Raw genomic sequence first — 19,761 nt, forward strand, 5'->3', positions numbered from 1 at the left:
AATTCTCATCGGGGTGAGCGAGCGAACGCAACGAATGCAAAACAGGCCAACTCAACCATGAAGAACGTGATTCTGATCGGCGCCAACGGAAGCACGTCGCAGGAAATCATCCCCCGTCTGCTGGAACAGGCGGACGTGAAGCTGACCCTCTTCTTGCGCCGCGCAAGCCGCCTGCAGCACATGCAGAGCGGTCGGGTGACTGTCGTGGAGGGCGATTCGTCCTCCCCCGCAGACCTGATGCGCGCGATCCGTGGGCAGGAGATTGTCGTCAGCACCATGGGCGGCATGGACCTGGACGCCAAGACCGCGAACATCGTGCAGGCCATGAGAGAAGTTGGCGCGCGCCACATCGTCGTCATCAGTGCCGGTGGCATCTACGGTGAACTGCCTCCAGCCTTCAATGCCTGGGACAAGAGCATGGTCGGCCAGTACCGCCCGATCAACTTTAAGGCGGCAGAGATTGCCGAGCAATCAGGGCTGGCCTACACCGTCCTGCGCCCGGTCTGGCTGACCAACAAACCAACGGAAGCGTTCCAGTTGACCCGGAAGGGCGAGACCTACAAGGGCACGGAAACCTCACGCGCGAGCATCGGCCGTTTCGTGGCCGAACTTGTGAAGAACCCCCAGCAGTACGCCAACCTCAACTTGGGCATCAGCCAGCCCGACACCGACGGCTGCAGACCGGAAGCGTACCGCTGACCCTCACTCGTGGGGGCAAAAGGAACCGACCTGCCGGCCAGATCCATCAATCACGTAATAGAGAATGTCATGAACGAAGCTACCCTGAACATCGAGAACCTCAAACGGAGGACGGCCCTCAAGGGCGTGGTCCAAGGCTCGATCCTTGCCGGCTTGTCAGTGGCCCTCGGTGGCCAGACGGCGCTGGCGCAAACTTCATCGGCCATGATCGAGTCGGGCGGCCTGCGGCTGACGCGTGAATGGGACAAGCTCTTCCCAAAGAGCGATAAGGTAGATCACCAAAAGGTCACCTTCAAGAACCGCTACGGCATCACCCTCGCGGCTGACCTGTATCTGCCGAAGAGCCGTGCGACCCAGCGCCTGGCGGCGATCGTCGTCGGCGGTCCGTTTGGCGCGGTCAAGGAACAGTCCTCGGGTCTGTACGCGCAGATCATGGCCGAGCGCGGCTTCGTGGCACTGGCCTTCGATGGCTCCTACACCGGGGAAAGCGGCGGCGAGCCGCGCAACGTCGCCTCGCCGGACATCAACACCGAGGATTTCATGGCGGCGGTGGATTTCATCGGCCTACAGCCCTACGTCGATCGCGAGCGCATCGGCGTTATCGGCATCTGCGGCTGGGGCGGCATGGCATTGAACGCCGTGGCCGCCGACAAGCGCGTCAAGGCTGTCGTCGCCAGCACCATGTACGACATGACCCGCGTCATGTCCAAGGGCTACAACGACGTCGTGACCCCTGTGCAGCGCACGCAGACGCTGGAGCAGCTGAGCCGGCAGCGCTGGGAGGACGCCACGAATGGGAAACCGGCCTACCAGCCGCCTTACAACAAGGACGTCAAGGCCGGCGACGCACAGTTCATGGTCGACTACCACGACTACTACATGACGCCGCGCGGCTACCACCCGCGCGCGGTCAACTCCGGCAACGCCTGGACGGTCACCACGCCGCTGTCGTTCATGAACATGCCGATCCTGACCTACATCAAGGAGATCTCGCCGCGTCCGATCCTGTTCGTGCACGGCGAGAAGGCCCATTCGCTCTATTTCGCCCAGACCGCCTACGCGGCCGCCGCAGAGCCCAAAGAGCTGGTGATCATCCCGGGTGCCAGCCACATTGATCTGTACGACCGCGTGGACAAGATTCCCTTCGACAAGATCACCGACTTCTTCGGCAAGCACCTCAAGGGCTGATCAACCCGATCAAGGATCGCTCACATGACCCGCTCGGGCTCGACCTTCGTCAGCGGCCAGGTCCTGGCCGTTGACGGCGGATTCACTGTGTACTGATGGTCACGCCGGCATGCGTTGCCGGCACATAGAAGGACAGCAGAAGAACATCATGATCAAAAACAAAGTCGTCATCATCACCGGCGCCTCGTCCGGCATCGGCGAAGCCACGGCCAAACTGCTCGCGAGCAAAGGCGCCAAGGTCGTACTCGGCGCGCGGCGCGCAGCCAACCTGAAGCGAATCACCGACGAGATCCAGGCGCATGGCGGCCAGGCGGTGTACCAGGAACTGGACGTCACCCAACAGTCCGAGAACGATGCCATCGTCAAGTTGGCCAAGGACAGGTTCGGCCGCGTGGACGCCATTTTTCTCAATGCCGGCCTGATGCCCAACTCGCCGCTGTCCGCGCTCAAGACCGACGAGTGGCATCAGATGGTCGATGTCAACGTCAAGGGCGTGCTCAATGGCGTGGCCGCCGTACTGCCCGAATTCCTGGCGCAGAAGTCCGGGCATGTGATTGCCACCTCGTCGGTGGCGGGGCTCAAGGCCTATCCGGGTGGTGCCGTCTATGGCGGCACCAAATGGTTCCTACGCGACTTCATGGAAGTCCTGCGCATGGAGTCCGCCATGGAGGGCTCCAACATCCGCACCGCGACGATCTACCCGGCTGCAATCAATACCGAGCTGCTGTCGACCTTCAGCGACAAAGCGTCGCTCGACCAGATGCAAAGCATCTACGACAAGTTCGGCATCTCCCCGGATCGGATCGCCAACGTCGTGGCCTTCGCGATCGACCAGCCCGACGACACGACGATCAATGAATTCACGGTCGGCCCCTCGAATCAACCTTGGTAAGGGCCGCGCCATGACGACGGCATCTTTCCGCGAAGTGATGCGCGAGAGCGGCGACCGACCGGATGCCAAGGTACGCGCGGCCTTTGTCGTCATCGGCTTTGGCCACGTGTCGGCAGCCTCGGCGCAGAGCAGGTTCGCCGAACCGGCCTTCGACATGCATACGCGCTGTGTGGAGCCGATCCCGGCATCCGAACGCGCATTGCAGACAGCCGTGGCTGAACCCTGGTTCAAGACGTCCAACGAGGGGTTGCTCCTCGAAGGGGCGATCTTCGACCGCAGCTGCAATCTGCTTTTCTGCGACGTGAGCGAGCGACGCGTTCTGCGCCTGACCCCGGATCAGCAGTTGTCCACCGTCGTCACGCTGGACACGCTGTCGCCGGGCGGGCTGGCTTTCCATCCGGACGGTCGCCCGTTCATCGCGGCTCTGGGCATTCCGAACCGACGCGGCGCGATCTATTCGGCGAACCCGGGCGGCTCGGGCCTGCAGATCATCGTGCCGCCCGTGGCCGGGTACGTGCCCAATGACCTGGTGTTTGACGCGCGCGGCGACTTCTACTTCACCGATTTCAAGAGCACCGCGACCGAATCCAGGGGCGGTGTGTACTACGCCGCGCAGGACTGGCGACCATCGAACCCGTGCTGCCCAACTTGGCAATGGCCGATGGCCTGGCGCTCTGCCCCGACGGCAAGACGCTGTGGGCGACCGAGTTCGGCCGCAACCTGCTGCACCGGATCGAACTGGCCGACGCGACCACCATCGCGCCGGTCAGCTCGACCATCGCCTACGACTTCGTCGGCCCGGCCCCAGACTCTGATGCGTGCAGATGCCGACGACAACGTGTACGCGGCGATCTACGGGCAGGGCCACTTGCTGGCCTTCAACCGCAACGGCATTCCCATCGGCCAGATGCTGCTGCCCGGACACGATGGCGGCCACAACCTGGCCCGCACCAGCCTGGCAGAAAAGACCTCTACGTCGTCACCAGTGACATGGGCAAAGGGCAAGGGGCGATGGTGTTCCACGCCAAGGCGTTCGGCAAGGGGCTGCCGCCCGCTTCATCCCGATAACGGTATGCCGCCGCCGGCCATCCGGCACCTGGCGGCCTGATCGGGGGATCATGCCTGTGGAGCGGCAAATATTTTTCACCGCAGGCGCCGGACTTGGTTCGACATTGATTGCTGGCTCACCCCTTGACCCTGCGACATCCAGGGCACACATACCGGCGGATTCCAGAAAGGAGACTTCCACGCCCAACGCACAACGAGGCAGCAAGTCAGGCGTCAAGGCCCGCGTGTTCGTTACCGGCTCGGCCGATGGACTGGGCTGCGCCACGGCCAGGACCTTGCTGGGCCAGGGCCACGAAGTCGTCGTACATGTGCGCTCGCAGGCGCACATGTCAGCCGTGAAGGAACTCATGGACCGGGACGCCGTCGCCACGGTCGGTGATTTGTCCGATCTTTTGTCCGATCTTGCGCAGATTCTCGATCTTACCCGCCAGGTCAATGCGAGCGGTGCAATGGATGCCGTCGTCCACAACGCGGGCATCCCCAATGGCGCCCAACTGCTGGTTGTCGACGTCGTCGCACCGTACCTGCTCACGTCCCTCATCCAGCGCCCCAAGCGCCTGATCGACCTGAGCAGCAGCATGCACCGGGGCGGACGCGCTAGCCTGGCCGGCATGGACTGGACCGGCCGCACATCCACCGGCGGCTACTCGGACAGCAAGTTGTTCGTGACCACTCTGGCAGCGGCCGTCGCACGGCTGTGGCCCGAGGTGTACAGCGACGCCGTCGATCCGGGCTGGGTGCCGACCAACATGGGTGGCCCGAGCACGCCCGACGACCCGAGACTGGGCCACCTGTCCCAGGAATGGCTTGCGACCAGCGACGATCCCGAGGTATTGACCAGCGGCCGCTATTGGCACCACCAACAGCGCCAGGAGCCGCCCCCCGCCCTCAACGACAACCGGTTCCAGGACCTGCTGCTGGCGGAACTGGCGCGCGCCACCGGTACCAGGCTGGCGGGCTCGTGACCCCCGGCCGATCAGCGATTCCCCAAGAGGCAATGTCAGAACCTGATGAGAGGTGCCCATGAAGAAGCAAGCTCGACGTTCCGCCCTGACCTGGCATCTTGTTGCTGCCATTGCGCTGCTAGCCTTTGCCACAGGAGCTGCGCAGGGGCAGGACTTCAACGCCCGCGCGCCGAATGCGAAGGACCAGCGCCCCGCCTTTGAAGGCCAGACCCGTGCGCCGATCCTCGATGCGGATGTCCGGCTGAACTCGCAGGTCGTCGCCGACGGTCTGGTGCATCCCTGGGGCATGGCCCAGTTAGCCGACGGCCGCTGGTTTGTGACCGAGCGCCCGGGCCGGCTGCGGCTGATCACCGCCGACGGCAAGGTGTCCGAGCCGATCACCGGCCTCCCCGCTGTGGACGCCCGGGGCCAGGGCGGACTGCTCGACGTGGTGGTCCGTGACGACTTCGCGCGGACGCGCCGTCTGTGGTGGAGCTATGCCGAGCCGCGTGACGGCGGCGCCAACGCGACCGCCGTGGCAACGGGTGTGCTCTCCAGGGACGATCGCAGGATCACGGACGTCCGGGTGATCTTCCGGCAGAACCCGGCCAGGAACTCCACGGCCCACTTCGGTTCGCGGCTGGTCTTCGACCGCGCCGGCATGCTGTTCGTGACGACCGGGGATCGCTATGAGGCGCGCGCGCTGGCGCAGGATCCCGGCACGCACATCGGTAAGGTGCTGCGCATAGATCCGCAAGGCGGTGCTGCCGCAGGCAATCCGTCGATTCCGGGCGGCCAGCCCGAAGTCTGGTCCTACGGGCATCGCAATGTGCAGTCGGCCGCGCTAGCGCCGGACGGCAAGCTCTGGACGGCGGAGCATGGGGCGCTTGGCGGTGACGAATTGAACCAGCCGCAAGCTAGGCGGAACTATGGCTGGCCAGTCATCACCTACGGCCTCGACTACAGCGGCCGCGCCATCGGCGACAGGCTGACGGCGCGCAGGGACATGGAGCAGCCGATCTACTACTGGGACCCCGTGATCGCGCCCAGCGGCATGGCGTTCTACCAAGGCACGCTGTTTCCCGGATGGCACGGCGATCTGCTGATCGGCGGCCTGGCCGGCCAAGCGCTGGTGCGGCTGACCCTGAACGGCGGGCGCGTCACGGGCGAGGCCCGCTACCTGCAAGGCCAGGGCCGCATCCGGGATGTCGATGTCGCCCGGGATGGCGCGGTCATGGTGCTGACCGATGCCCCGAACGGCGCCCTGATTCGCGTGACACCCGCACAAGGTGCATAAGCATGAAAGAACTCTGGTCCCGCGTCATCAAGGTGGGTATCGGCGTCGCCGTCCTGGGCGTCGTCGGTGTCTTCGCCTATTTTCAGCAACCGGTGTTCGGGGAACTTCCCAGCGGCGAACGGTTGACACGCATCGAACACTCGCCCAACCATGCCGATGGCATGTTCCGAAACCAGATCGACACGCCCATGAAGACGACAGATCAGTCCGAACTGTCGATGTGGATGGAGACTCTCCTTGGGAAGAAGGGCCAGCCCCGTCCGCCGGGCGCCATTCCCGCCATCAAGACCAACCTCAAAGCGCTCAATCCTGCGCAGGACCTGGTGGTCTGGCTGGGCCACTCCTCTTATTTTGTGCAACTGGATGGACAGCGCTTCCTGATCGATCCGGTCTTCAGCACCAATGCCGCGCCCCTACCGGCGGCAAACCGGGCGTTCGAGGGCACCAGCATCTATGCGGCCGACGACATGCCCGAGATCGATGCGCTGCTGATCAGCCACGACCACTATGACCATCTCGACTACCCATCCATCCTGGCCCTCAAGTCCAAGGTCAAGAAGGTGATCGTCGGGCTGGGCGTGGGGGCGCATTTCGAGGCCTGGGGCTACGACATGGCCACCGTGCGCGAGGCCGACTGGAACGAGGTGATCGCGCTGACCCCGCAGGTGCAGATCCACATCGCGCCGGCCCGGCATTTCTCCGGGCGCACCCTGACCCGCGACCAGTCGCTGTGGGTCGGATTTGCTCTGGTGTCTCCCGAGCGCCGCCTCTTTTTCAGCGGTGACTCGGGCTACGGGCCGCATTTCGCTCAAATCGGCCGGCAGTTCGGCCCTTTCGATTGGGCGGCGCTAGACGCTGGTCAGTACGACCCCCGCTGGGCGAGCGTCCACATGAACCCGGAGCAGGCCGCGCAGGCAGCCGAGGACCTGCGCACGCGCGTGCTGATGCCGGGGCATGTGGGCCGCTTCTCCATCGCGCCCCACGACTGGGACGATCCCTTCAAACGCATCGCGGCCGCCAGCAAGGGACGCGGCTATGCGCTGTGGACGCCAGAGATCGGCCAGCCCGTCCATCTGGACGGCGGCGCACAGTCGTTCGCGCCATGGTGGGAGCACAACGCCGCCAATGCGCAGTCCCGCAGTGCCACTGGCGCCAAGGAGAAGTAAGGCGCGCATCTGCAATCGACACGACACGCACGCGCCCGTGATCCCATCCCGCGCAAGTTTTGTCCCGGCCAAACCGCCAACGCCATTTAGCCCGAAGGAAAGGAACCCACGATGAAACATCCCATCGAGACCGACCCACCGGTTGAGCTCAGCACCGATGAAGCGGCGCTTCTGAGCGAAATGCCCGATCTGGACGGTGTCGGCCAGTCGCGCCGCACCTTCATGATGAGCTCCGCAGCGGGCAGCGTCGGCCTGTTCGCGGCGAACCTGCTGGCCCAAGAGGCCGCGTTGGCGCAGATGCCGCTTGCCGAAGGCGCCGCAACGGCGTTGATCAAAGCGCAGAACGTCGTCAACGTGACCTTTCAGGTCAACGGCGTGCAGAAGACCCTGGAAATTGATTCTCGCGTGGTGCTGCTCGACGCTTTGCGCGAACGCCTGGCAATGACCGGATCGAAAAAAGGCTGCGACCAAGGCCAGTGTGGCGCTTGCACGGTGCTGGTGGACGGCGAGCGCGTCCTGTCCTGCCTCACGCTGGCAGCAACGCTCGAAGGGCGAGAAGTCACCACGATCGAGGGGCTGGCCCAGGGCGATCAATTGCACCCGGTGCAAGCCGCCTTCATCAAGCACGACGGCTTTCAGTGTGGTTACTGTACGCCGGGCCAGATCTGCTCGGCCGTCGGCATGCTGGGCGAAGCACGCCGCGGAGATGTCAGCCATGTCACGGCCGACGTCAGCAAGACCACGACACGCCTCACCGACGAGGAAATCAAGGAGCGCATGAGCGGCAACATCTGTCGCTGCGGCGCCTACCCCGGCATCGTTGCCGCGGTGCAGGAGGTGCACTCGGGACGCCAGACCGCCCAGACCTGGCAATTCGCCACCGAGACGCAACTGGCGTCCGTTCGCAAGGAGGATGGCCATGAGACCGTTTGAGTACGTACGCGCGGCCGATACCGCATCGGGCGCAGCCGCAGTCGCGAGCGTGCCTGGCGCGAAGTTCCTCGCGGGCGGCTCCAATCTCGTCGACCTGATGAAGGAAGACGTGGAGCGGCCCACCCGTGTGGTGGACATCCGCCAGTTGCCGCTGCGGCAGATCCAGCGTACCCGCGCGGGCCTGTCCTTGGGTGCGCTGGCGACCAACACCGAGACCGCCAACCATCCGGTGATCCGCGAGAACTATCCGCTGCTGACCCAGGCCATCGTCGCGGGTGCCTCGGGGCAGTTGCGCAACATGGCCACCAACGGCGGCAACCTCCTGCAGCGTACTCGGTGCAACTACTTCTACGACACCGCAACGCCGTGCAACAAGCGCGAGCCCGGCACCGGCTGCGGTGCGCGCGAGGGACTGAACAAGATCCACGCCGTCCTCGGCTGGAGCGAGGCCTGCGTGGCAACCTATCCGGGCGACATGGCCAACGCGCTGTATGCGCTTGACGCCAACGTGCGTGTGCGTACGACGGACGGGCGCGAGCGGCTGATCCCGATCGCCGATTTCCATCGCCTGCCGGGCGACACCCCGCAGCGGGACAACAACCTCGAACATGGCGAATTGATCCTCGCCATCGAACTGCCGGTCTCGGCAGCAGAGTTCGCACGCAACTCCCACTACCTCAAAGTGCGGGATCGAACCTCCTACGCCTTTGCGATGGTCTCTGTCGCCGCCGCGCTGCAACTCGACAGCGGCACCATCCGCCAGGCGCGTGTGGTGCTGGGCAGCGTCGCCCACAAGCCCTGGCGCAGCGCCGAGGCTGAGGCTGAGCTGGTCGGTCGCCGAGCCACCGAAGACACGTTCCGCCAGGCTGCCGCAGCCGCGCTGCGCGATGCCCGCCCGCTGGCCCACAACGCCTACAAGGTGGAACTGGGACAACGATCTGTTGTGCGTGCGCTGATGCGCGCCGCGAAACTGGCTTGAGCACAAGGAGAACTGCCATGGCACGCTATCTTGGGAAAGAAATGACCCGCGTGGACGGGATCGCCAAAGTCACGGGCAAGGCCAAATACTCGGCCGAGTTCCAGGTCCCGCATGTGGCCTACGGCTTCATCGTGCTGAGCACCGTGGCCAAAGGTCGGATCACCACGATCGATGCCCGCGAGGCCGAGAACGCAGCGGGCGTGGTGCGCGTATTCACCCATCTGAACGCTGGCCGCCTGGGCAAGGCGCCAGCGGCCAGTGCGCCGCCGCAGTGGTCTTGGCCGCTGCAGTCGGATCGGGTGTTCTTCAACGGCCAGCCGATCGCATTGGTGGTCGCCGAAACTTACGAGCAGGCGCGCCATGCCGCACGGCTGGTCAAGGCCACCTATCAAACCGAGCCGCACGTCACCGAGTTGCAGACAGTGCTGGGCCGCGCCATGCCGATACCGCAGAACACGCTGCCACGCGGCGACCCGGCCGGCGCGCTGAAGTCGGCAGAGGTCAAAGTAGAGGCCGAATATCACATCCCGATCAACCATCACAATCCGATGGAGCCGCATGCGGCGATCGCGTTCTGGGAAGGTGAGAACCTCACGATTTTCGACAAGACGCAGAACGTCTACGGCGTGCAGAAACACCTGGCCGAAGGCTTGGCCGTGCCGGCCGAGAACATCCGCGTGGTGTCGCCTTTCGTCGGTGGTGCCTTCGGCTCATCGCTCAAGCCCAACTACTACCCCTCGCTGACCGCCATGGCCGCGCGCGAACTCCGGCGTCCGGTCAAGGTGGTCTTCACCCGCACGCAGATGTTCACCGGCCACGGCTACCGGCCACAGACGATCCAGAAGGTCGCGCTGGGCGCGGACCGCAACGGCAAGTTGCAGGCCATCGTCCAGGAAGCGTTTCACAACACCTCGTCCTTCGAGGCGTTCTCGGACAACACCACCGGCTTTCTCAAACAGGTCTATGCCTGCGCGAACCTGGACATGCCGCTGAAGGTGGCAGCCACCGACTTGCCCACGCCAACCTGGATGCGCGCGCCCGGGGCGGTCAGCGGCATGTTCGCGCTGGAAAGCGCGATGGATGAGCTGTCCTATGCGCTGAAGATCGATCCGCTGCAACTGCGCCTGATCAACTACGCCGAGGTCGATCCGGTCAGCGGCAAGCCGTTCTCGAGCAAGGCCCTGCGCGAGTGCTACCGCCTGGGCGCGGAGAAGTTCGGCTGGAAGAACCGCAACCCCGAGCCGCGCTCGATGCGCGACGGCAAGCTGTTGGTGGGCTGGGGCATGGCGTCGAGCGTGTGGGGCGCGATGCAGATGCCTGCGAACGCCAAGGTCACCTACCGCGCCGACGGAACCGCCAGCGTTGCCAGCGCGACCAGTGACATCGGACCCGGCACCTACACCGTGATGACCATGATCGCGGCGGAGTTCCTGGGCCTTCGAATGGATCAGGTGAAATTCGAGCTCGGCGATACACGCCAGCCTCAGGCCCCGGCGCAAGGCGGCTCGTGGACGACGTCCAGCGTCGGGTCTGCCGTGCGCGGCGCGGCGCTGACGATCACCGCCAAGCTGCTGGATTTGGCGAACCGCGAGGCCGCCTCGCCGCTGAGCGGCATCGCTGCCGAAAACGTCGAGATGCTCGATGGCCGCCTGCGCTCCAAGAGCGATCCTTCGCGCGCGGTCGACATTGCCGAGGTCATGCGGCGCACCGGTACCAACGAGATCACCGAAGTCTTTAACTCGACCCCATCACCCGAACGAGAAAAGTATGCCTCACTCGCCCACGGCGCCCAGTTCGTCGAGGTGAAGGTCGATCCCGACCTTGGCACGATGCGGGTGACCCGGGTGATCGAGATCACCGCCTGCGGAAAGATCCTCAACCCGCTGGCCTCGCACAGCCAGGAGATCGGCGGCGTGGTCTGGGGCATCGGGATGGCGCTGGAAGAAGCCACCGAAGTCGATCACCGCACGGGCCGCTTCATGACAGCCAACTTGCAGCATTACCACGTGCCGGTGAACGCCGACATCCACGCCATCGAGACCATCTTTGTGGAAGAAGACGACACCGTCGTCAATCCACTGGGGGTCAAAGGCATGGGAGAGTTGGGCATGGTCGGCATTCCGGCCGCCATCGCCAATGCTGTGTATCACGCCACCGGCAAGCGCATCCGCGATCTACCGATCACCCCAGAGAAACTCCTGTGACTTCACCCAACCCGCAAGCTTGCGGTGGGTGGTGTGTTCTGGTCGCTGGATGTCGCCACCGGCAAGGGGCAATCGATTCCGGCGCGCGCTGCTCGCTTCGCTGTCCGCGCCAGTTGCGTTCTTAATCCTCTGCGCGACGCCCGCGTCCCTGACGCCTGATCAGTCGTGCACAGAAAATTAACTACCGGAGAATCAAGATGAAAGTTGATGCCAGCCTTGCCGGTCAGTTCGCCATTGGCGGCGATCTGACGGTCAACCGCCTGGGCTTCGGCGCGATGCGCATCACCGGACCCAACGTATGGGGCGAACCGGAGAACCGCGACGAGGCGATCCGCGTTCTGAAGCACCTGCCGGAGATCGGTGTCGATCTGATCGACACGGCCGACAGCTACGGACCGTTCGTCAGCGAACAGCTCATCGCCGAGGCACTGCACCCTCACGGTAGGATCAAGATCGCAACCAAGGGCAGTCTCGTGCGCTACCCCGGCAACGCCACCAGCCCATCTTGGCCGGTGATCGGCGACCCCGCCTATCTGCGCCAGTGCGTTTACATGAGCCTGCGACGGCTGAAGCTCGAACAGATCGACCTCTGGCAGCTCCACCGCATCGACCCGAAGGTGCCGCGTGCAGAGCAGTTCGGCGCCATCCGCGAATTCATCGACGAAGGTCTGATTCGGCATGCCGGCCTGAGCCAGGTGCCGGTCGAGGCCATCGAAGAGGCGCGCAAGTACTTCCCAGTGGCAACGGTGCAGAACCGCTACAACCTGGCCGACCGGGCGGATGAGGACGTGCTCGACTACTGCGAGGCGAACGGGATCGGTTTCATCCCTTGGTTCCCGCTGGCGGCGGGCGCTCTCGTCAAACCCGGCGGAGCGGTGGACGCGCTCGCCAAGGCGAAGGGCGCCACGGCCGGCCAGATCGCACTGGCCTGGCTGTTGAAGCGCAGTTCCGTGATCCTGCCCATTCCCGGCACGAGCACCCTGGCTCACTTGGAGGAAAACGTGGCCGCCGCGGCGATCACACTCAGCAACGAGGAATTTGCCGAACTTGACGCCGCTGCCCCGCGCGGTTAAACCCATGCACACGGCCTGCCGGCTGAGGCTGCCGCGGCCTGTGCAGGCGTGCGCCTTTCACCTTGAATAACCCGACCCGAGCCCTCGGGCCTGGATCTGCCGTCAGATCAAATCTTCACGAACTCTCAGCGCAGTCCTTGGCGAATGCGACATCCTGTGCTTGTGGAAGTGACAGGCCATTCTTGACCGCCAGGACCTCGGCCATCACGCTGACGGCGATCTCTGACGGCGTCTTGCTGCCTATGTACAGCCCAATCGGACCTTTCAGCCGCGCCAACGCTTCGGACCCGACGTTGAAGTGCTCGCCAAGACGCTGCCTGCGCGCCAGGCTATTGCGCCGGCTTCCGATGGCACCGATGTACATCGCCTGGGTCGCAAGGGCATCGATCAGCGCGAGGTCGTCGAGCTTCGGGTCGTGGCTCAGCGCAATGACGGCGGTGCGCCGGTCCGGGCGGAAGGCGACGACGGCGTCGTCCGGCATGTCCGTCACGATCCGCGCGCCCGGCACGCTCCACGAACCAAGGTACTCGCGCCGGGGGTCGCAGACGGTGACTGCAAAACCGTTGAAAAGCGCCATCGTGGCCAGGTACTCCGCCAGCTGCCCCGCGCCGATGAGCAGCATGCGGTAACCGGGGCCGAAGGTCTGCGATGCGAAGTCCGCATCGACCTGCAAGGCCTCCGGCGCGCTCCTGTCGGCCAGCGACGCCGAGCCGTCGATCAAGCGAACCGTGCGGCGGACGAGTCGCCCCTCGGCGAGTGCGTCGACAAGCACTTGCAGCGGCTCGACAGCAGGGTCGAACTCCGCCAGCAGTTCGAGCGTGCCGCCACAAGGCAGGCCGAAGCGCCGCGCTTCGTCCGAGGTAACGCCGTAGCGCATGAAGGTGCAGGCGGCCTCACCCGGCTGGCGCCAGGCAGTGCGGTTAGTCACCAGCCGATGCAGGAGATCGTCCTCGATGCACCCACCGCTGACCGATCCGACCACCGCGCCGTCGGCAGCCAGTGCCATCAAGGCGCCCACCGGCCGGGGTGAGGACCCCCATGTGCGAACCACGGTGAACAGCACAGCCCGTCGGCCCGCGCGGCGCCAGTCGCGCAGCGAACGCAGAACGAGGAGATCGAGGTTGTCCATTGGCAACGCAGCCTCAGGCAACGGCTGGCAGGCCCGCGAGCAGCTTGTCGAGCGTGACGGGATAGTCACGCACGCGGATGCCGGTGGCGTTGTAGATCGCGTTGGCAACCGCTGCGGCAACGCCACACAGGCCCAGCTCACCGACGCCCTTGGCCTTCATCGGCGAAGCAATCGGATCGACCTCGTCCAGGAAGATGACCTCCTGATGCGGAATGTCCGAATGCACAGGCACTTCGTAGCCTGCCAGATCATGGTTGACGAAGAAGCCGCGGCGCTTGTCAACCACGAGGTGCTCCATCAGGGCCGCGCCGACGCCCATCGTCATCGCGCCGATGACCTGGCTGCGGGCTGCCTTCGGGTTGAGAATGCGACCCGCCGCGCACACCGCCAACATGCGGCGCACGCGAACCTCACCGGTTGCGGCATCCACGGCCACTTCGACAAAGTGCGCACCAAAAGTCGATTGTTGGTACTTCTTGTCGAGGTCGCCGTATTCGATGACGTCCACCGCAACAAGTTCGCCTTCGGCCGCGGCCTGGCCGAGCGGCACGCCACGTTCGCCGGCTCGCACCTGGCCGTCGGAAAAGGTCGGTGCCGCATCCCGCATCCCCAATCGTTGCGCGACCATCTCGCGCAACTTCACGCACGCCGCATAGACGCCGGAGGTTGAATTTGTCGCCCCGAACTGGCCGCCCGACCCGGCCGACACAGGGAAGGCAGAGTCACCGAGGCGCACCGTCACGTCCTCCAGCCGGACGCCCATCATCTCCGCCGCGGTCTGGGCCAGGATGGTATAGCTGCCGGTGCCGATGTCGGTCATGTCGGTTTCCACCGTCACATGGCCTGCTCGGTCGAGGCGCACGCGCGCGGCGGACTTGATAGGCAGGTTGTTGCGGAAGGCGACCGCCATGCCCTGCCCTACCAGCCAGCGGCCTTCCCGCCGTTGGCCCGGCCGAGGGTTGCGGCTGGCCCAGCCGAAACGTTCTGCGCCTACCCGCATGCACTGCACCAGCTGGCGCTTCGAGAACGGCCGGGCCGGCTTCTCTGGGTCCACCTGCGTGTCGTTGATGACTCGGAACTCGACCGGGTCCAGGTCAAGCTTCTCGGCCATCTCATCCATCGCGATCTCCAGCGCCATCAGTCCCGGTGCTTCACCAGGGGCCCGCATGGCATTGCCCTCGGGCAGGTCCAGCAGCGCCACTCGCGTAGCCGTTAGCCGGTTGGCGCCGGCATATAGCAGGCGGGTCTGGTTGGCCGCGGTCTCCGGGCTGCCGCCGGCCAGGTTGCCGGACCAGCTTTCGTGGGCGATGGCGGCAATGCGGCCGTCCTTGTGCGCGCCCAGCCGGATGCGCTGGACGGTGGCCGGCCGATGCGTCGTGTTGTTGATGATCAATGGCCGCGCCAGCATCACCTTGACGGGACGCCCCGCTGCCTTGGCGCCAAGGGCTGCCAGCACCGCGTCCGCGCGCACAAAGAGCTTGCCACCGAAGCCGCCGCCAATGTAGGGTGACTTGAGATGCACCTTGTCGGGCGTTACGCCCAGCGTGGCAGCGACGTCGCCGACGCCCCAGGCAATCATCTGGTTCGACGTCCAGAGGGTGAGTCGTTCTCCCTGCCACCAGGCAATTGACGCATGGGGCTCCATCATCGCGTGGGAGTGGTCTGGCGTCGTGTACATCGCGTCCAGCGTGATCGGCGCCGATGAGAACGCGCCCGTGAAATCGCCGACTGCCGTCTGGGGCGGCCCGTCGAACGGATTTGGTTGAGGCAGGCCGGCATCAGGCCTGGCCTTCTCAAGATCGAAGACGCCGACCGTCGGTGCATAGTTGACACGCACGAGTGAAGCCGCTGCACGCGCCTGCTCGAACGTTTGCGCGACGACGAGCGCGATGGCCTGGTGATAGTGCTGGATGTCCGGGCCACCCAGCAACTTGGCCGTGTTGAATGTGCCTTTGCCAAGCTTGCCTGCATTCGCTGCAGTGACGATTGCGATGACGCCGGGCGCCGCCTGGGCAGCCGAGAAATCCATGGACGAAATGCGTCCCTTCGCAATGCCTGCGCCGAGCACGAAGCCGTAAGCCGGCGCAGACGGAAAACCCTCGTGGTGCTCGTACGCATAGGGCGCTTGGCCGGTGGTCTTGAGCCGGCCGTCAATGCGGTCGGTGGCCTTGCCGACCACCCTGAGCTGGTCAATCGGGTTGGCGGTGGCAGGGGTGTCGAACTTCATTTTCAGGCCTTCGCTTCGGAAAGGACGGCAGTGAGCGTGCGCTCGGCCAGCTGCAGCTTGAATGCGTTGTCGGCCGTGGTCCGGGCGCCGACGAACGCGTCGGCCACCAGGGCAGCAGCGCGCTTGTGCGCCTGCCCTTCGGCAGCTTCGACACGCCAGGGTTTCGGGGCCACGCCACCGAAGGCCACGCGAGCCCGACCGTCCGGCTGCACGATGGTGGCCACCGACACCAGCGCGAACGCATACGAAGCCCGATCTCGAACCTTGCGGTACGCGTGAACGCCGCCCACAGGCGGCGGCAGGGTGACTGCCGTGATCAGCTCGCCGGGCTCGATGGCCGTTTCGAGGTGCGGGGTACTTTCCGGCAGGCGGTGGAAGTCGGCAATCGAAATTCTGCGGCCCGTGCCATCCGCCCGAATCGTCTCGACGGTTGCGTCCAGCACGCGCAGGGCGACGGCCATGTCGCTGGGATGCGTCGCGATGCAAGCCTCGCTGGTGCCGATGATCGCCAGGGACCGCGTCGCGCCACCCATCGCGCTGCAGCCACTGCCGGGCTGGCGCTTGTTGCAGGGCTGGTTGGTGTCGTAAAAGTAGGGGCAGCGGGTGCGCTGCAGCAGGTTGCCTGCAGTGGTCGCCTTGTTGCGCAGTTGACCGGATGCGCCGGCCAGCAGCGCGCGAGACAGCACACCTTGGTCGCGCCGCACGCGCGCATCGCTCGCCAGGTCGGTGTTGCGCACCAGGGCACCAATCCGCAGCCCGCCATCATTCGTCGGCTCGATTCGGTCGAGGCCAAGGCCGTTGACGTCCACCAAATGAACCGGTGTTTCGATCTGCAGCTTCATCAGGTCCAGCAGGTTGGTTCCGCCCGCGATGAACTTGGCCCCGGGTTGTCGCGCGACTGCGGCAGCGGCCTGCGCAGGCGTGGTGGCGCGCTCGTAGGTGAACGGCTTCATGCGGCGCCTCCAGCGACTTCGGTGATGGCTTCGACGATGTTCGAATACGCACCGCATCGGCAGAGGTTGCCGCTCATGCGCTCGCGCAGTTCGTCAACCGAGAGCAGCGGCCTGGCGCCGATGTCCGCGCTGACGTGACTGGGCACGCCGCGTTTGACCTCATCGAGCATTCCCACGGCCGAGCAGATCTGACCAGGCGTGCAGTAGCCGCACTGATAGCCGTCGTGCTTCACGAAGGCCGCCTGCAGAGGGTGCAGGTGCTCGGGCGTGCCCAGACCTTCAATCGTCGTGATCTTGTCGCCGTCATGCATCACCGCCAGGCTCAGGCACGCGTTGATACGCCGCCCATCGACGAGCACGGTGCAGGCGCCGCACTGGCCGTGGTCGCAGCCCTTCTTGGTGCCGGTCAAGTGCAGTTGCTCACGCAGCGCATCAAGCAGCGTGGTGCGGGTGTCGAGAGACAGCCGGTGGGTCTGGCCGTTCACCACGAGCACGACATTGGCTGTCGGCACGCCGAGGCAGACGCTGTCCGCAGGCACCGCCTCTGCGGTGGGCGATGCTGCCTCAGCTGCCCGGCCAAACAAGGCCGAGGCTGAGGCAGAAACAGCGCTCGCGACCATCAGGCCGCGACGTGAAATATGAGAGGCGTCGTTCATGTTGGAAATCCTCTTGAGTTCTCGAATTTGGCCAAGGTTCCGCATCCTTCCTACACGCCTGACTCTTCAGAAGAAAGACAAAGCACTCGGGGACTTGAGCTGCGCATGCTCACGCCGCGCCTGCGCCCAGCCGCTGAACGCTGCCGACAAGCGCCGCGCCTGCAGTCAGCAAAGCCGCCGCGCCGACCATGGTCGCGACAATGGACAAGTGATCGAGCAGCAGTCCGCCGAAGCCGGCGCCGAGCATGATGGCAAGCTGTATTGCGGCGACCATCAGCCCACCGCCGGCTTCCGGCTCGTCGCGCACGCAGCGCGTCAGCCAGTTGAACCACGACACGGGGATCGCCGCATTCAATGCGCCCCACGCAAACATGAGCGCAGCCAGCGGCCACAGCGCGTGCTCCGCGACCAGCATGGTCACAGTCACGGCGCCGAGCGCCATCGGCAGCGCGCGGAGCAGGCGATACAGGTGGCGCTCGATAAGCGCGCCTGCAGCTGCAGTGCCAACGAAGCCGGCTGACCCCATGGCCAGCAGCAGCAGCGACAGCTGCGGCAGGGTCACATGCACCTGGCTTTCCAGAAAGGGCCGGAAATAGGTGAAGGCCGCGAAAGCACCGCCAAACGTCAACATGACAGAAGCCGTTGCCCGCAACACCGCGGGTCTGCGCAGCAGTCCGAGCACGCGACCCAGCGGGACGCAGCTTGTTGACGGCATGGAGGGCAAGCTTGCCCACTGCCAGGCCACTGTCAGCGCGGCCAGCGGAACCAGCGCCCAGAACACGCCACGCCAGCCAATCAGGCCGCCCAGGTAGCTGCCAAGGGGTGCCGCGAAAGCGGTGGCAGCGGCGTTGCCCATGTACATCACACTCAACGCCCTCGGCACCGCCCCGCTCGGGACCAGGCGAATGATGGTTGCCGTCGCCAGCGACCAGAAGCCGCCGACCGTGACACCGAGCAGTGCGCGGGCAAGCATCAAGCATTCGAAGTTGGGGGCCGCAGCGACCAGCACAAGCGACAGCAGCATCACGGCCGTCAGGCCGATGAGAACGTAGCGCCGATCCAGTCGCCCGGCCGCAGAGGAGATCACCAGACTGGTCGCCACTGCGAACAGGCCGGAAATGGAGATTGCCTGACCCGCCAGCCCTTCGGTCGCGCCAAACTCATGGGCGATCGGCGTCAGCAGGCTGACAGGCATGAACTCCGAGGCGACCAGCAGTGCGACACACATCGTCATCGCACCGATGGCGCCCCAAGCCTTGGCGGAGACGGCAGGGACTGGACGGCTTTCTCGATTCATGCTGCCGCATGCTAGTTGCTGCATCGCAGCATGACGCGCCTCAGACGGCATGAGCTCATGAACTGGATATCATGAATGAGCAGGAGATTATTCAGACCGACACATGGCGAATGCCGATGAGCTGCGCGCAAAGGAACGATGAAATGCTGAATCACATCAACGACATCATCAAATTCATTGCGGTGGCCAACGAGCGCAACTTCACGCGAGCGGCCGCCAAGCTAGGCGTGTCCCAGTCGGCGCTCAGCCACTCGCTGCGCGACCTTGAAGCACGCTTGGGGGTACGCCTGTTGACGAGGACGACCCGCAGCGTGTCGATGACCGAAGCAGGCGAGCGCCTGATGCGCTCGGTCGCGCCAAGGCTGACTGAGATCGAGGCCGAGATCGCAGCCGTGACCGACCTGGGCGACAAAATCGCGGGGGTCATCCGCATCACCGCCATCGACCATGTGGTCGAATCGGTGGTCTGGCCCAGGCTCGACGCCCTGCTACATCGACATCCGGAACTCAAAATCGAAATCAGCACCGACTACAGGATGGTGGACATCGTGGCCGAGCGCTACGACATCGGGATCCGGTGGGGCGACCAGGTCGAGAAAGACATGATTGCGGTGCGCATGACGTCCGATCAACCCATTGCGATCGTCGGGTCCCCCCCCTACCTCGACATCCGCGGCGTACCAACCACACCGCAGGATCTGCTGCGGCACAACTGCATCACGCTGCGCCTGGCCACCAGCGGAGGCGTGTATGCGTGGGAACTTGAGCGTGACGGGCGCCGCACCGAAGCACGCGTCACCGGCCAGGCCACCTTCACCAGTGTGTACCCCATGCTCAAGGCAGCGCTTTCTGGCCACGGATTGGCCTTCCTGCCGGAAGACATGATCCGACCCCACGCCGAGGCCGGACGTCTCAAGAGGGTGATGCCCGATTGGTGCCCGCGCTTCCCCGGCCTGCACGCCTACTACACCAGTCGGCGCCATCCGACGCGGGCATTGGCGACGGTGATCGAAGCGCTGCAACAGTCCACCCAAACCGAGTGACGGCCAAGTCCGA

The 19,761-nt window shown here is 65.0% G+C and carries 17 protein-coding genes; 12 read left to right on the plus strand and 5 right to left on the minus strand.

Features of this window, described 5'->3' with window-relative positions; translation table 11 throughout:
• The first annotated feature begins 57 nt into the window (after positions 1-57).
• From AC3WR5_RS10025 to AC3WR5_RS10075, 11 genes are all read left to right on the plus strand, one after another.
• The gene (locus tag AC3WR5_RS10025) at positions 58-699 is read left to right on the plus strand and encodes an SDR family oxidoreductase (RefSeq protein ID WP_492483991.1); all 642 of its coding nucleotides are present in this window, start codon (positions 58-60) and stop codon (positions 697-699) included.
• Positions 700-903: 204 nt separating this feature from the next.
• A complete protein-coding gene (locus tag AC3WR5_RS10030) occupies positions 904-1,887 on the plus strand; it encodes an alpha/beta hydrolase (protein ID WP_492484576.1) in 984 nt (327 codons plus the stop codon).
• 148 nt (positions 1,888-2,035) lie between these two features.
• Positions 2,036-2,779, plus strand: coding sequence for an SDR family oxidoreductase (locus tag AC3WR5_RS10035; RefSeq protein ID WP_492483993.1), 744 nt, complete (start codon positions 2,036-2,038; stop codon positions 2,777-2,779).
• 10 nt (positions 2,780-2,789) lie between these two features.
• Positions 2,790-3,887 (plus strand): SMP-30/gluconolactonase/LRE family protein, encoded by a 1,098-nt coding sequence (locus AC3WR5_RS10040; RefSeq protein WP_492483995.1) that lies wholly within the window; start codon positions 2,790-2,792, stop codon positions 3,885-3,887.
• Between the two features lie 184 nt (positions 3,888-4,071).
• Positions 4,072-4,812 carry an SDR family NAD(P)-dependent oxidoreductase gene (locus AC3WR5_RS10045; protein ID WP_492483997.1) on the plus strand — a complete coding sequence of 247 codons (741 nt, stop codon included), beginning with the start codon at positions 4,072-4,074 and terminating at the stop codon, positions 4,810-4,812.
• A gap of 58 nt (positions 4,813-4,870) precedes the next feature.
• Positions 4,871-6,088 carry a PQQ-dependent sugar dehydrogenase gene (locus AC3WR5_RS10050; RefSeq protein ID WP_492483999.1) on the plus strand — a complete coding sequence of 406 codons (1,218 nt, stop codon included), beginning with the start codon at positions 4,871-4,873 and terminating at the stop codon, positions 6,086-6,088.
• Positions 6,089-6,090: 2 nt separating this feature from the next.
• Entirely contained in the window at positions 6,091-7,254 is a 1,164-nt protein-coding gene (locus tag AC3WR5_RS10055; protein WP_492484001.1) for an MBL fold metallo-hydrolase, read from the plus strand.
• 111 nt (positions 7,255-7,365) lie between these two features.
• The gene (locus AC3WR5_RS10060; RefSeq protein WP_492484003.1) at positions 7,366-8,187 is read left to right on the plus strand and encodes a 2Fe-2S iron-sulfur cluster-binding protein; all 822 of its coding nucleotides are present in this window, start codon (positions 7,366-7,368) and stop codon (positions 8,185-8,187) included.
• Positions 8,174-9,166 carry an FAD binding domain-containing protein gene (locus AC3WR5_RS10065; RefSeq protein ID WP_492484005.1) on the plus strand — a complete coding sequence of 331 codons (993 nt, stop codon included), beginning with the start codon at positions 8,174-8,176 and terminating at the stop codon, positions 9,164-9,166. Before AC3WR5_RS10060 ends, AC3WR5_RS10065 begins: the two co-directional genes overlap by 14 nt.
• A 17-nt stretch (positions 9,167-9,183) precedes the next feature.
• Complete coding sequence (locus tag AC3WR5_RS10070; RefSeq protein WP_492484007.1) at positions 9,184-11,370, plus strand: xanthine dehydrogenase family protein molybdopterin-binding subunit; 2,187 nt, start codon at positions 9,184-9,186, stop codon at positions 11,368-11,370.
• Between the two features lie 197 nt (positions 11,371-11,567).
• Positions 11,568-12,443 carry an aldo/keto reductase gene (locus tag AC3WR5_RS10075; protein ID WP_492484009.1) on the plus strand — a complete coding sequence of 292 codons (876 nt, stop codon included), beginning with the start codon at positions 11,568-11,570 and terminating at the stop codon, positions 12,441-12,443.
• 115 nt (positions 12,444-12,558) lie between these two features.
• Here AC3WR5_RS10075 and AC3WR5_RS10080 read toward each other — a convergent pair whose 3' ends face one another.
• The 5 genes from AC3WR5_RS10080 to AC3WR5_RS10100 all read right to left on the minus strand — a co-directional run bounded on the left by AC3WR5_RS10080 (position 12,559) and on the right by AC3WR5_RS10100 (position 18,705).
• On the minus strand, positions 12,559-13,572 hold the full coding sequence (locus AC3WR5_RS10080; protein ID WP_492484011.1) for an XdhC family protein: 1,014 nt from the start codon (positions 13,570-13,572) through the stop codon (positions 12,559-12,561).
• A 13-nt stretch (positions 13,573-13,585) separates the two neighbouring features.
• The gene (gene paoC, locus AC3WR5_RS10085) at positions 13,586-15,799 is read right to left on the minus strand and encodes an aldehyde oxidoreductase molybdenum-binding subunit PaoC (protein WP_492484013.1); all 2,214 of its coding nucleotides are present in this window, start codon (positions 15,797-15,799) and stop codon (positions 13,586-13,588) included.
• A gap of 2 nt (positions 15,800-15,801) precedes the next feature.
• Positions 15,802-16,752 carry an FAD binding domain-containing protein gene (locus AC3WR5_RS10090; protein WP_492484015.1) on the minus strand — a complete coding sequence of 317 codons (951 nt, stop codon included), beginning with the start codon at positions 16,750-16,752 and terminating at the stop codon, positions 15,802-15,804.
• The gene (gene paoA, locus AC3WR5_RS10095) at positions 16,749-17,408 is read right to left on the minus strand and encodes an aldehyde dehydrogenase iron-sulfur subunit PaoA (RefSeq protein WP_492484017.1); all 660 of its coding nucleotides are present in this window, start codon (positions 17,406-17,408) and stop codon (positions 16,749-16,751) included. Before paoA ends, AC3WR5_RS10090 begins: the two co-directional genes overlap by 4 nt.
• Positions 17,409-17,517: 109 nt before the next feature.
• On the minus strand, positions 17,518-18,705 hold the full coding sequence (locus AC3WR5_RS10100) for an MFS transporter (protein WP_492484019.1): 1,188 nt from the start codon (positions 18,703-18,705) through the stop codon (positions 17,518-17,520).
• Between the two features lie 143 nt (positions 18,706-18,848).
• On the opposite strand from AC3WR5_RS10100, the gene AC3WR5_RS10105 reads away from it, so the two are divergent.
• Positions 18,849-19,748, plus strand: coding sequence for a LysR family transcriptional regulator (locus tag AC3WR5_RS10105; protein WP_492484578.1), 900 nt, complete (start codon positions 18,849-18,851; stop codon positions 19,746-19,748).
• Positions 19,749-19,761: the final 13 nt, after the last annotated feature.

The organism is Ideonella sp. FW305-24 (genome assembly GCF_058788035.1).